The sequence below is a fragment of the Pseudomonas sp. NFX71 genome, from assembly GCF_048079215.1.
Classification (GTDB): Bacteria; Pseudomonadota; Gammaproteobacteria; order Pseudomonadales; family Pseudomonadaceae; genus Aquipseudomonas; species Aquipseudomonas fluorescens_B.
The window spans coordinates 3,402,557-3,414,772 of sequence record NZ_CP182230.1 but is presented as its reverse complement, the minus strand read 5'-3'; the positions used below and the strand labels follow the sequence as shown (position 1 = coordinate 3,414,772).

The 12,216-nt window shown below is 59.9% G+C and carries 11 protein-coding genes; 6 read left to right on the top strand and 5 right to left on the bottom strand.

What is annotated here, in order from left to right; genetic code table 11:
* Nucleotides 1–172: 172 nt before the first annotated feature.
* On the bottom strand, nt 173–1,519 hold the full coding sequence (locus ACM1ZW_RS15685) for an MFS transporter (protein WP_017336836.1): 1,347 nt from the start codon (nt 1,517–1,519) through the stop codon (nt 173–175).
* Between the two features lie 127 nt (nt 1,520–1,646).
* A complete protein-coding gene (gene pcaR / locus ACM1ZW_RS15680) occupies nt 1,647–2,489 on the bottom strand; it encodes a pca regulon transcriptional regulator PcaR (protein ID WP_008025635.1) in 843 nt (280 codons plus the stop codon).
* A gap of 670 nt (nt 2,490–3,159) precedes the next feature.
* On the opposite strand from pcaR, the gene ACM1ZW_RS15675 reads away from it, so the two are divergent.
* On the top strand, nt 3,160–3,360 hold the full coding sequence (locus ACM1ZW_RS15675) for a hypothetical protein (RefSeq protein WP_007935837.1): 201 nt from the start codon (nt 3,160–3,162) through the stop codon (nt 3,358–3,360).
* A gap of 377 nt (nt 3,361–3,737) precedes the next feature.
* Entirely contained in the window at nt 3,738–5,213 is a 1,476-nt protein-coding gene (locus ACM1ZW_RS15670; protein ID WP_414884911.1) for an inorganic phosphate transporter, read from the top strand.
* A 165-nt stretch (nt 5,214–5,378) separates the two neighbouring features.
* On the opposite strand, the gene ccoM is transcribed toward ACM1ZW_RS15670, so the two are convergent.
* Both ccoM and ACM1ZW_RS15660 read right to left on the bottom strand, forming a co-directional pair.
* Nucleotides 5,379–5,507, bottom strand: coding sequence for a cytochrome c oxidase subunit CcoM (gene ccoM, locus ACM1ZW_RS15665; RefSeq protein ID WP_416738863.1), 129 nt, complete (start codon nt 5,505–5,507; stop codon nt 5,379–5,381).
* A gap of 142 nt (nt 5,508–5,649) precedes the next feature.
* On the bottom strand, nt 5,650–5,811 hold the full coding sequence (locus ACM1ZW_RS15660; protein WP_007998358.1) for a hypothetical protein: 162 nt from the start codon (nt 5,809–5,811) through the stop codon (nt 5,650–5,652).
* A 186-nt stretch (nt 5,812–5,997) separates the two neighbouring features.
* Here ACM1ZW_RS15660 and ACM1ZW_RS15655 point away from each other — a divergent pair, with 186 nt between their 5' ends.
* From ACM1ZW_RS15655 to ACM1ZW_RS15645, 3 genes are all read left to right on the top strand, one after another.
* Complete coding sequence (locus ACM1ZW_RS15655) at nt 5,998–6,870, top strand: LysR substrate-binding domain-containing protein (protein WP_416738862.1); 873 nt, start codon at nt 5,998–6,000, stop codon at nt 6,868–6,870.
* 88 nt (nt 6,871–6,958) lie between these two features.
* The gene (locus tag ACM1ZW_RS15650; protein WP_416738861.1) at nt 6,959–7,429 is read left to right on the top strand and encodes a RidA family protein; all 471 of its coding nucleotides are present in this window, start codon (nt 6,959–6,961) and stop codon (nt 7,427–7,429) included.
* A complete protein-coding gene (locus tag ACM1ZW_RS15645) occupies nt 7,426–8,607 on the top strand; it encodes an aminotransferase class V-fold PLP-dependent enzyme (RefSeq protein WP_416738860.1) in 1,182 nt (393 codons plus the stop codon). The genes ACM1ZW_RS15650 and ACM1ZW_RS15645 overlap by 4 nt, the downstream gene beginning before the upstream one ends.
* On the opposite strand, the gene ACM1ZW_RS15640 is transcribed toward ACM1ZW_RS15645, so the two are convergent.
* Nucleotides 8,604–8,945, bottom strand: coding sequence for a hypothetical protein (locus ACM1ZW_RS15640; protein WP_017336831.1), 342 nt, complete (start codon nt 8,943–8,945; stop codon nt 8,604–8,606). The genes ACM1ZW_RS15645 and ACM1ZW_RS15640 overlap by 4 nt on opposite strands.
* A 252-nt stretch (nt 8,946–9,197) precedes the next feature.
* Between ACM1ZW_RS15640 and rapA the strand changes: the two genes are divergently transcribed.
* The gene (gene rapA, locus ACM1ZW_RS15635) at nt 9,198–12,044 is read left to right on the top strand and encodes an RNA polymerase-associated protein RapA (RefSeq protein WP_017336830.1); all 2,847 of its coding nucleotides are present in this window, start codon (nt 9,198–9,200) and stop codon (nt 12,042–12,044) included.
* The last annotated feature ends 172 nt before the right edge of the window (nt 12,045–12,216 follow it).

The window sequence follows — 12,216 nt, the reverse complement described above, 5'->3', positions numbered from 1 at the left end:
GTGAACCGACAGTGGTAGGAAACGACGCGATGCGCGCGCCGGAATGACTGAAGGTTAAGCCTGTGCAAAACGCCAAACAATCCGATAATCGACTAAGTGTTCGTTTATCGAACATATTGTTGTCTCGCTATCGTTCTCCATCGCCTGTCAAAAGATCAATTTCAATCCAGAATCAGGTCGCATCCGCATGACTGACCATACCCTTGATCACCACCGCCGTGGTCGCCAAGGCCGCCGGAATCACCAATGCCGTCAGCACTTGTTCAAAGTTCCAGCCCAACCCCAGCAAGGTCGCGCCCATCCACGCCCCCAGAATTGCGCCGAACCGGCCAATCCCGAGCATCCACGACACACCGGTCGCCCGACCTTGAGTCGGGTAAAAACGCGCCGCCAAAGAAGGCATCGCCGATTGCGCGCCGTTGACGCACATCCCGGCCACCAGCACCAGGGTTGCCAATAGCGTGATGTTGCCCAGGCTCTGCCCTACCGCGTAGGCAAACACCCCGGCCAGCAAGTAGAAAGTACCGATGACCTTGTGCGGATTGAACCGGTCCATCGCCCAGCCCACGCCCACCGCGCTCAATACGCCGCCGAACTGGAACAGCGCGCCGATGAATGCCGCCTGTTCCATGCTCGCGCCACTGTCACGCATCAGCGTCGGCAGCCAACTGGTCAACAGGTAAACGATCACCAGGCCCATGAAGTAGGTCAGCCATAACAACAAGGTGCCGGTGCTGTAGGTGCCGGAGAAGATCACCGCAAACACGTTACGGGCCTTCACGGTTTTCTGTTCGGGTACGCTGAAGCTGGATGCTTGAGCGACGACCGTCGGATCGATTGGCGCCAGCGCCTGGCGCACTTTGTCGGTGCCGCGATTGCGCACGACCAGGTAACGCGCCGACTCCGGCAGCCAGAACAACAAGACGACGGCAAGGATCAGCGGCAGAATTCCGCCGATCAACAGCAGGCTGTGCCAGCCGAACGCCGGAATCAGCTTGGCCGAAATGAATCCGCCACCGGCCATGCCGAGGTTGAAGCCGCAGAACATGCTGGTCACCAGCAGGGATTTTTTGCGCTCCGGGGTGTATTCCGACAGCAATGTCGTAGCGTTCGGCATCCCGGCGCCAAGGCCCAGGCCGGTCAGAAAGCGCAACACCAGCAACTGATCGACGTTGCTGCTGTAGGCCGAGGCCAGGCTGAAGGCGCCGAACAACAGCACCGCGCCCACCAGTACGACTTTTCGTCCGAAACGGTCAGCCAACGGCCCGGAACCCAGTGCGCCGAAGACCATGCCGATCAACGCCGCACTCATCACTGGGCCAAGGCTGGCGCGATCGATGCCCCAGTCCTGGGAGAGTGCCGGCGCGATGAAGCCCATGGCCGCGGTGTCGAGGCCATCGAGGAAAACAATCAGGAAACACAGGATCACCACTCGCCACTGGTAGCGCGAGATGGGTTGAGCATTGATGAAGGACTGCACGTCGAGGCAGTTACCTACAGCAGACTGAGGCTGGTTCATTATTTTTATTCCACGCAAGAACGCAGTCGGACAGGTGCCAGCCTGAGCTGGCGCTGCCGCGACATTAGTGAGCCTGGGGAAAGTGCGTCAATTCGTTAAACGCGAGTCTGGGCGATTATCGAACAGCTTAGGCAAACAGCTGGGCGCTGAGGTTACGGCTGGCCGCCAGCAGACCCGGCAGGAACCGTTGCTCCAGCTCGTTGCGGCTGACCCGACCGGCGTGCGTGCTGACGTTGAGCGCCGCCACGACTTGCCCGGAAGCGTCGTACACCGGAACGGCAATCGAGCGCAGGCCTTGTTCCAGTTCCTGATCGACGATGCACCAGCCTTGCTGCCGCACTTCCTGCAGGCATTCGAGCAACGCTTCGGGAGTGTGCAAGGTGCGGCTGGTCTTGGCTTGCAGGTCTGCGTGGTCGAGGTACTCGCGCAGCGACGTGTCATCCAGTGCCGCGAGAAGAATCCTGCCCATGGACGTGCAATAGGCCGGCAGGCGTCCGCCTACCGACAGGTCGACGGAAATCAGCCGCTGAGTCGTCGCCGAGCGAGCGATGTACAAAATGTCATCGCCTTCCAGCGTGGCCATGTTGCAGGCCTCGTGGAGTTGTTCGCTCATGCGGTCGAGGTAAGGTTGGGCAGAGACCGCCAGCGGGGTCGAGGACAGGTAGGCATGACCGAGGGTCAGCACTTTGGGCAGCAGCGAATAGGTGCGACCGTCGGTGGTGGCGTAGCCGAGTTTGATCAGGGTGTGCAGGCAACGTCGCACGGCGGCGCGGGGAATTTCCGTGCGGTGACTGATCTGGGCGATGGTCAGGTGCCGTTTGCGCTCCTGGAACGCTTGCACCACGGCCAGGCCTCGGGCCAGTGAAGTCATGAAATCCGGGTCGCCGGTCAGGGCCTGGATTCGCTTGGCGGGCGACGCGACGATAGGCGGCGCCACTGAAGCGAAGGAATTGCGCATTTGCTCGTTCATATCAGGTCCTTTTCCCACACGGATCAGCGACGGCTATTACAGGCGGCTCCGATTCGACACACAAGCCAAAGGCAGCCGAGACTGGGCGATTATCGAACCCTCGACCGATAATCGCAATCGGTTGCCGTTATAGAGCCTTGGTCGGACACGCGTGCGCCCTTCTCTATTACATGGTTTTACCCCGGGCTTGAACCCTGAGTTAAAGTCCCCATGTAATGTCCTAACTTGTTCGACTTAATGACGCCAGAAAGACAGCGCGGCCAAGTGAAGGTAAAAACTTGCAAGTAATAAAACGATCACACATGAACATCCATTTTTAACTCTTTGGCGATAGTGTTCTTCAAATCGACCGCTATAATGCAATTCAGTGACGAACCGGTTTCTCTATTCGCCGGTTCCGTCATCCGGCAGCACGATGTTCCATCGTTGCTGCCCGCAGCAAGCGCCTGACGCTCATTTCAAATGCTCTGACAGCGCGCTCGCTGAAACAGGAAACTGATGCTACGTCAGCTGTTTTGCTCTGGTGCCGTGGCCGCCTGCAACATGGAAGTATTGATCGCCGTGCCGTAAAACGATGCCTTTGCGGGCATTGTCCTTTCGACGAGCGTGGTCGGTGCATTTGATGCAGCGCGATTTACCAGAATTAATCTCAACCTATACAGGTAGCACTGTGACGAAAGACGAACTGCGCGCGGAACTTGAGCGCCAGGAACAACGTTACAAGGAAGTTTACGGCGGGGAAGTCACCACCTACGCCGCTCAGCCCGAACCGGAACGCAAACCCTGGCGTAAACGCGCCACCGTTCAGGACCAGGCTTTCACGCAAGAACTGCAGAAGATGGAAAAGGAACTCAAAGCCGAAGAGCCATGATCGCCTCGGCCTGACTCCCTTCAAGGGCCTGCGTCTGCCCCCGTTAAAAGCGGGATGCATTGATGTTGCCATTCGCGCCCGCTACGAGCGGGCAGCGGTTACCTCATCTATCTGATGAGGCAATTGGCTCATGTCTGGCCCTCTTCTCAGAAATTTCATACAAGTCTTTGCTTCTCTTGCCGTTTCGAGAGAAACCCTTGTGCCTGCGGGCTTTTCAAGGCAATTCAACGACTTGCAAAACCCGCTAAACACCCGGAACTTAGGGCGTCGTCTCTTACTAATTCGTTGAAGAATGTTACCGATGAGCAGCTAGTGCATCGATTTACAGTCTTTTCTGGCATAATCGCGCCCCCTTACGACCGGGTCAGAAAACCTTCATGATCGATTTATTCAGCGGACTGGATGCTTGGGTGCTTGTGAGCCTCTTGCTCGCCCTCGCCTTTGTCCTCGCCTTCGAGTTCATCAACGGCTTTCATGACACTGCAAACGCGGTGGCCACTGTTATCTACACCAAAGCAATGCCGCCGCATCTGGCCGTGTTCTTTTCCGGTGTGTTCAACTTCCTCGGCGTGCTGCTGGGCGGTGTTGGCGTGGCGTATGCCATCGTCCACCTGCTGCCGGTAGAACTGCTGATCAATGTGAACACCGGTCACGGACTGGCCATGGTGTTCTCGTTGCTTGCCGCCGCCATTACCTGGAACCTGGGCACCTGGTACTTCGGTATCCCGGCCTCCAGCTCCCATACGCTGATCGGTTCGATCCTCGGGGTTGGCCTGGCCAACGCCCTGCTCAACGACATTCCATTGGCCGATGGCGTCAACTGGCAGAAGGCGATCGATATCGCGGCTTCGCTGGTGTTTTCGCCGATGGCCGGGTTCCTGATCGCTGCGCTGATCCTGATCGGCCTTAAATGGTGGCGTCCACTGTCGAAGATGCACAAGACGCCGGAACAGCGCCGCAAGATCGACGACAAGAAGCATCCGCCGTTCTGGAACCGCCTGGTGCTGGTGATTTCGGCCATGGCCGTGAGTTTCGTGCACGGCTCCAACGATGGTCAGAAAGGTATCGGCCTGATCATGCTGGTGCTGATCGGTATCGTTCCGGCACAGTTCGTACTCGACCTGGGCAGCACCACCTACCAGATCGAACGCACTCGCGATGCGACTTTGCACCTGAGCCAGTTCTACAAGCGCAATGCCGATACGCTGGGTGAATACCTGGCCCTGGGCAAAAGCGTGGATGGTGATCTGCCGGAGAAATTCCGTTGCAACCCGCAACAGACCGAACCGACCATCACCGCCCTGCTCGACACCCTTAAAGGCGTCGCGGACTACCATTCGCTGTCGGCGGAAAGCCGTATCGAAGTGCGCCGCTACCTGCTCTGCCTGGATGACACGGCGAAGAAAGTCGGCAAACTGCCCGGTCTCGCTGCCCGTGAAAAGGCTGACCTGGACAAACTGCGCAAAGACCTGACCACCACTACCGAATACGCCCCGTTCTGGGTGATTCTGGCGGTCGCACTGGCCCTGGGCCTGGGCACCATGGTGGGCTGGAAACGCGTGGTACTGACCATCGGCGAGAAGATCGGCAAGCAAGGCATGACTTACTCCCAAGGCATGTCGGCGCAGATCACGACCGCCAGCCTGATCGGCATGGCCAACATCTTCAGCCTGCCGGTTTCCACCACCCACGTCCTGTCTTCAGGTGTGGCCGGTACCATGGTCGCCAACAAAAGCGGCCTGCAGGGCGGCACCGTCAGAACCATCCTGCTGGCCTGGGTCCTGACCCTGCCAGCGACCGTGGCCCTGTCGGCCGGCCTGTTCTGGCTGGCGTCGAAGGCACTGGGCAGCTGATAGATCGCTGCAACGAAAAAGGCGCGTTCCGTGAGGTTCGCGCCTTTTTCATGCCTGCAATTCTCTAAACACCAAAAATCCCTGTGGGAGCGCACAACGGTCGTTTCCCGCACGCAAAAAAAAGGGCAACCGAAGTTGCCCAAAATGCCTTGCGTGCTCATTGCATCAAGAAAGACCTACGGTTTTTTTCCGCTTGTGCGAGTCCTTCCAGATAAAAAATCCAAACCCTGCAAAAAACAGAACCATGAGGCCGACTGTCAGCACTCCGGCGATCACCACGTTGTCGAAAAACATGACTGGCCTCCTGGACTTGCCCTGTTGCGATGGGGCTAAGTTAACCAATCAGGCAGAAGAGAAAATTGATCGAGGTCAATATCGCCCGAGACAGGGCGCAAAGGAGGGGGAAAACTGATCTACATCAACAGATGCAGGGGGATTAACGCTTTTTCGGTTTGTTTTTCGGCTTTTTCTTCGCTTTACCCAAAGGCATCGCTTGCTCGAATGCCTGGCGCACTTCATTCAGGCGTTTGTCGTTGAGGTCGTGAATTCGCTTGGCGCGTTCGGCGTTAAGGTCGATCAGCTTGTCGTCTTGGCTCATGGTGTTCAGTGCATCGCGTGAAGGAAAATTACACTGCCGCATCGCTCGACAGGATTGCGCCAATAATGCGGTCTGGCGCCGGCGCTGACCAGTCACTCGCGTAACGACGGCTTAACAAAATATGTACCGAAGCGGTTTTTTCACCGCACAATCGCGTTTTTGCGATGGACCCAAAGGACCCGCGCCGTGGAATTGCACCAGGATCTGCCGCCCTTGATGGCCCTGCGCGCCTTCGAGGCCGTGGCTCGCCATTTGAGCTTCATCAAGGCCGCCGATGAGTTGTCGGTGACCCAAAGTGCAATCAGCCATCAAGTGCAGAAACTGGAGCAGTATCTGAATCAGCGGCTGTTTATCCGCCGCACCCGGGCCATCGATCTGACGCCGGCCGGCGAAGCGTACTACCGGCAGATTCAGCCAGCCCTGGAATCCATTGCCCTGGCCACCCGCGGACTGCGCGGCAACGATCATCATGAAACCACCCTGCGCATCGGCCTCCTCGCGTCATTTGCCACGTTGTGGCTGGTGCCGCGTCTGGCCGACTTTAACGCGCGCTATCCACACATCCATGTCGAGCTGCTGCCTTCGGTAGAACTGTCCGACGTTGGCGGCGGCGAAGTTGACCTGGCGATTCGTTATGGCAAGGGCGGCTGGCCGAAAGTCCGGGCTCGCCGCTTCATGGCAGAAACACTGGCACCGGTTTGCAGTCCCACATTCAAAACCCAGGGCACCGGCATCGGCCCGTTACTGATGGCCAAATCCCTTCAACCGTTCGAGTGGACTGACTGGAGCGCGCGCAATGGCATCGACCTCAGCCACTACCCCAGCGTGATGCTCCACGACTACAACATCGTCGTCGAAGCCGCCGTGGCCGGTCAGGGCATTGCCATGGGTCGTGGTCATTTGATCGAACGCCGACTGAAGGAAGGTGCGCTGGTAGATGCTTTCGACACCCCGCCCTTCATCAGCGAAATCGGTTATTGGCTGGTCACTCCCGATCGGCCTGCCAGCGACGCAGCGGAATGTTTCGGCGAATGGCTGAATGAAATGGCCCATGCATGAGTTATTTGAATACGTCGAATTAGATCTATCCGTTTGTCGCGCTCCCCGGACGCAAACATGCTGAAGCCTTCATTCAGGAGGATTCACCATGACCGATTCACTCGCCCACCGCGTCCAGCAACTGGGCCTGTGCCTGCCAACGCCGAGCCAGCCCATTGCCAACTACGTCAATCATGTGGTCAGCCAGAACCAGCTGTTCATTTCCGGGCAGATTCCTTTGCAGGACGGCAAACCGGCGTTCATCGGGCGACTTGGCGAATCGATCTCCGATGAAGAGGGGGCTAACGCCGCCGAACTCGCTGCCCTGGCCCTGCTGGCACAACTCAGCAATGCGCTGAACGATGACCTCTCGAATCTGGTGCGCATCATCCGCCTGGGCGTGTTTATCGCCAGCGCTCCTGACTTCCAGAAACACGGCGCGGTTGCCAATGGCGCGTCCAATCTGTTGGTCAATGCTCTCGGCGAGAAAGGCCGGCATGTACGCACGGCCGTGGGTGTATCGAGCTTGCCCGGCGGCGTGGCGGTGGAAATCGACGCAATATTCGAGTTGCGGCCGTGAATCGTGCCGAGGTGGAGCATTTGCGCGCGGCTACACCGGGTTGCTACAGCGTGATTCACTTCAACCATGCCGGCGCTTCCTTGCCCAGCCAGGGCACCCTCGACGCGATGATCGAGCAGTTGCAGCGCGAAGCCACCGGCGGCCCGATGGAGGCCGCCGACCAGAGCATCCAGGCCCGCGCCCGCCACGCGGCCGCGAAATTGCTCAACTCCAACACTGAAAGCATCGCCTTCGCCAGCAGCGGCTCGGCGGCGTGGGGCATGGCGTTCAATGCGTTGGGGCCATGGCGGGTCGGCGACCGGATTCTTGTCGGGCGCCATGAATGGGGCGGCAACCTGGCCTGCATGGCCCGGGCTGTCAGCGCGGGCGCGCGGCTTGAGGTGATTCCCTGCGATGAGGCAGGCGCGGTATCCGTCCCTGCCCTCAGGCAGATGATCGACTCGAAGGTAAAGCTGATCGCGCTGACCTGGCTCCCGGCCAATGGCGGCCTGATCAACCCGGCCGAGGCCATTGGCGCCGTGGCGCGACAGCACGGGATTGCCTACTTCATCGACGCAGGCCAGGCACTCGGTCAACTGCCCTGCGATGTGCAGGCGCTGAACTGCGATGTGCTCAAGGGCGCCGGGCGCAAATTTCTTCGTGGTCCGCGAGGTACGGCGCTGATGTATGTCAGGCAGGGGTTCCTCGAACGACTCGTGCCCGGCCATCTGGACGTGCTGTCCGCCCCCTGGGACGGCGAAAGCTTTTCCGTGCGCGACGATGCGCGGCGCTTTGAAACCAGCGAAGTGTCGGTGGCCTTGCTGGCGGGATTGGCCAATGCGCTGGAGGAATTCAACCGGCTGGGAGCGACCCGCATTCGTCAGCGGATCGATGGGCTGTGTCGGTACCTGCGCGAACGCCTCGGCACTATCAGCGGGCTGACGCTGCACAACCTGGGGGACACCGATCAGCAATCAGGCCTGATCGCCTTCACGCTCAAGGGTTGGGACAGTGTCGATTTGAAGCAGCAACTGGCGCTGAGGGGGATCAACATCGGCGCCAATGGAGTGGCCTATACGCCACTGGACATGCAGGCAAGAGGACTGGAAAGCATCGCACGGATTGCCGTCAGTCACCTCAACACCGAAGAAGAAATGGAGGTATTGCTGAACGCCCTCAACCAACTCTCCAAGGCTTAGATCTGAATGTCGACCCACAAGCCCTGGCGCGGCTCGTCTTCAATCAGCGGCGCGACCGGCACGGTGTTGTCGGCGTTGAGTTCGGTGCCAGGAATGGCCAGATGCACATCAGGATCTTCATCGGCTTCACGACGACGCCGTTGCTGTTCCTGCTTGCGGCGCTGTTCCTCGCGCAGCTGAAATGCCGCCTCTTCCGGATCGCGCTGTTGCAGATCGATCGTGCTTTCGTTGGAGCTTTCCTGCACCGGCACAACGGGCGGAATATCCGGGCGCTGGCGGATCGGGTCGTGCTGGGAAGTGATCGGCACGGCACTCAATGGGAGCATCGGTGGCAGCATAATTAGTTGTCTCCTGTGAGCAGGCTGTCGGCTGCGGGGATGGCGACTTGAGCCATCGGTCGCAAACTGTGACCTGATTGGCACTTGCAGGAGCTGCCGCAGGCTACGATCTTTATCGGACAACATAGAACTCAAGCGTTCCCCAAGATCAAAAAATCGAAGCCTTCGACAGCTCCTACGCCGTAAACCTTTTGGTCTGGAGGGCCGATTCCGTTAAGATAGCCCGCTTTTTCAAGGTGGGAGTCAGGCAGCATGGCGCAGCAGTATCAACCGGGGCAACGCTGGATCAGTGACAGCGAAGCCGAGCTGGGTTTGGGCACCGTTCTGGCACAGGACGGCCGCTTGTTGACCGTGCTCTATCCGGCCACTGGCGACACTCGCCAGTACGCGCTACGGAATGCGCCCCTCACCCGCGTGCGGTTTTCGCCGGGCGACTCGATCACTCACTTCGAAGGCTGGAAACTGACTGTCCAGGAAGTCGACGACGTCGACGGCCTGCTGGTCTACCACGGCCTCAACGCACAGAACGAAGTGGTCACCCTGCCGGAAACCCAGCTGTCGAACTTCATTCAGTTCCGTCTGGCCAGCGACCGTCTGTTCGCCGGGCAGATCGACCCGCTGGCCTGGTTCTCCCTGCGCTACCACACGCTGGAACACACCAGCCGTCAATTGCAATCCTCGCTCTGGGGCCTGGGTGGCGTGCGTGCGCAACCGATCGCGCACCAGTTGCACATCGCCCGTGAAGTGGCCGACCGCATTGCGCCGCGGGTCCTGCTGGCGGACGAAGTGGGTCTGGGCAAGACCATCGAAGCCGGTCTGGTGATCCATCGCCAACTGCTGTCGGGCCGCGCTAACCGCGTACTGATCCTGGTGCCAGAGAACCTGCAGCACCAGTGGCTGGTGGAGATGCGCCGCCGCTTCAACCTGCAAGTCGCGCTGTTCGACGAAGAACGCTTCATCGAAAGCGATGCCGCCAACCCGTTCGAAGACACCCAGCTCGCACTCGTTGCGCTGGAATGGCTGGTGGAAGACGAGAAGGCTCAGGACGCGCTGTTTGCCGCCGGTTGGGACTTGATGGTCGTCGACGAAGCCCACCACCTGGTGTGGCACGAAGACAAGGCCAGCCCGGAATACTCGCTGGTCGAACAACTCGCCGAAGTCATTCCTGGCGTATTGCTGCTGACCGCAACCCCGGAACAACTGGGCCAGGACAGTCACTTCGCCCGTCTGCGCCTGCTCGACCCGAACCGTTTCCATGACCTGCACGCTTTCCGCGCCGAGAGCGAAAATTATCGCCCGGTCGCCGAAGCCGTTCAGGAGCTGCTGGAAAAAGGACGCCTGTCGCCTGAAGCGCACAAGACCATTCACGGCTTCCTCGGCAACGAAGGCGAAGCGCTGCTGACCGCCGTCAACGATGGCGACACCGAAGCCAGCGCCCGTCTGGTCCGCGAACTGCTCGACCGCCACGGCACCGGCCGCGTGCTGTTCCGTAATACCCGCGCCGCGGTGCAAGGGTTCCCGGAACGCAAACTGCACCCGTACCCGCTGCCCTGCCCCGACGAATACCTCGAACTGCCGCTGGGCGATCACGCCGAGCTGTACCCGGAAGTCAGCTTCCAGGCCCAGCCGGACGCCAACGAAGAAGAGCGCTGGTGGAAATTCGACCCACGCGTCGAGTGGCTCATCGATACGCTGAAGATGCTCAAGCGCACCAAAGTGCTGGTGATCTGCGCCCACGCCGAAACCGCCATGGACCTGGAAGACGCCCTGCGCGTGCGCTCCGGCATCCCGGCCACGGTATTCCACGAGGGTATGAACATCCTCGAGCGTGACCGCGCCGCCGCTTACTTCGCCGACGAAGAGTTCGGCGCGCAAGTGCTGATCTGCTCGGAAATCGGCAGTGAAGGTCGCAACTTCCAGTTCTCGCACCATCTGGTGCTGTTCGATCTGCCGTCGCACCCGGACCTGCTGGAACAGCGGATCGGTCGTCTCGACCGGATCGGCCAGAAGCACATCATCGAACTGCACGTGCCGTACCTGGAAACCAGCCCGCAAGAGCGGTTGTTCCAGTGGTATCACGAAGCACTGAACGCGTTCCTCAACACCTGCCCGACCGGCAACGCCCTGCAGCACCAGTTCGGCCCGCGTCTGCTGCCGCTGCTGGAAAACGCCGACGATGGCGAGTGGCAAGCGCTGATCGACGAAGCCCGCGCCGAGCGTGAGCGTCTGGAAGCCGAGCTGCACACCGGCCGTGACCGTTTGCTGGAGCTCAACTCCGGCGGCGCTGGCGAAGGGGATGCGCTGGTCGAGGACATTCTTGAGCAAGACGATCAATTCGCCCTGCCGATCTACATGGAAACCCTGTTCGACGCCTTCGGCATCGACAGCGAAGACCATTCGGAAAACGCGCTGATCCTCAAGCCGAGTGAAAAAATGCTCGACGCCAGCTTCCCGCTGGGCGACGACGAAGGCGTGACCATCACCTACGACCGCAACCAGGCACTGTCTCGCGAAGACATGCAGTTCATCACCTGGGAACACCCGATGGTGCAGGGCGGTATGGACCTGGTGCTGTCCGGTTCGATGGGCAACACCGCCGTGGCACTGATCAAGAACAAGGCGCTGAAACCTGGCACCGTGTTGCTGGAGTTGCTCTACGTCAGCGAAGTGGTTGCGCCGCGCTCGCTGCAACTGGGCCGTTACCTGCCGCCGGCCGCGCTGCGCTGCCTGCTCGATGCCAATGGCAACGACCTGTCGGCCCGGGTCTCGTTCGAAACCCTGAACGATCAATTGGAAAGCGTGCCGCGCGCCAGCGCCAACAAGTTCATCCAGGCCCAGCGCGATCAGCTGACGCCACGGATCAACGCCGGTGAAGAGAAGATCTTCCCGCGTCACGCCGAGCGTGTGGCTGAGGCGCAGCGTCGCCTGGCGGCCGACACCGACGAAGAACTGGCACGCCTGACGGCGTTGCAAGCGGTCAACCCGACCGTACGCGACAGCGAACTGGTTGCCTTGCGCAAACAGCGCGAGCAAGGCCTGGCCATGCTCGACAAGGCTGCGTTGCGACTGGAAGCGATTCGGGTGTTGGTGGCGGGTTAATCGCCCCCTGCACCACCTCGTGCAATGAAAAGGGCCCGCAGCGATGCGGGCCTTTTTATGCTTCGAGACAAACCATTGTGGCGAGGGAGCTTGCCCCCCGCTCGGCTGCGAAGCAGTCGTCGCGTTGAGATTTCAGGGCTGCTTCGCGCCCCAACGGGAGCAAGCTCCCTCG

What these genes read in the sequence shown, in the direction of transcription:
- ACM1ZW_RS15660 (WP_007998358.1), bottom strand. Translation starts at nt 5,811, where the DNA reads ATGAGCCAAGACGACAAGCTGATCGACCTTAACGCCGAACGCGCCAAG.
- pcaR (WP_008025635.1), bottom strand. Translation starts at nt 2,489, where the DNA reads ATGAACGAGCAAATGCGCAATTCCTTCGCTTCAGTGGCGCCGCCTATC.
- ccoM (WP_416738863.1), bottom strand. Translation starts at nt 5,507, where the DNA reads ATGTTTTTCGACAACGTGGTGATCGCCGGAGTGCTGACAGTCGGCCTC.
- ACM1ZW_RS15670 (WP_414884911.1), top strand. Translation starts at nt 3,738, where the DNA reads ATGATCGATTTATTCAGCGGACTGGATGCTTGGGTGCTTGTGAGCCTC.
- ACM1ZW_RS15640 (WP_017336831.1), bottom strand. Translation starts at nt 8,945, where the DNA reads ATGCTGCCACCGATGCTCCCATTGAGTGCCGTGCCGATCACTTCCCAG.
- rapA (WP_017336830.1), top strand. Translation starts at nt 9,198, where the DNA reads ATGGCGCAGCAGTATCAACCGGGGCAACGCTGGATCAGTGACAGCGAA.
- ACM1ZW_RS15685 (WP_017336836.1), bottom strand. Translation starts at nt 1,519, where the DNA reads ATGAACCAGCCTCAGTCTGCTGTAGGTAACTGCCTCGACGTGCAGTCC.
- ACM1ZW_RS15650 (WP_416738861.1), top strand. Translation starts at nt 6,959, where the DNA reads ATGACCGATTCACTCGCCCACCGCGTCCAGCAACTGGGCCTGTGCCTG.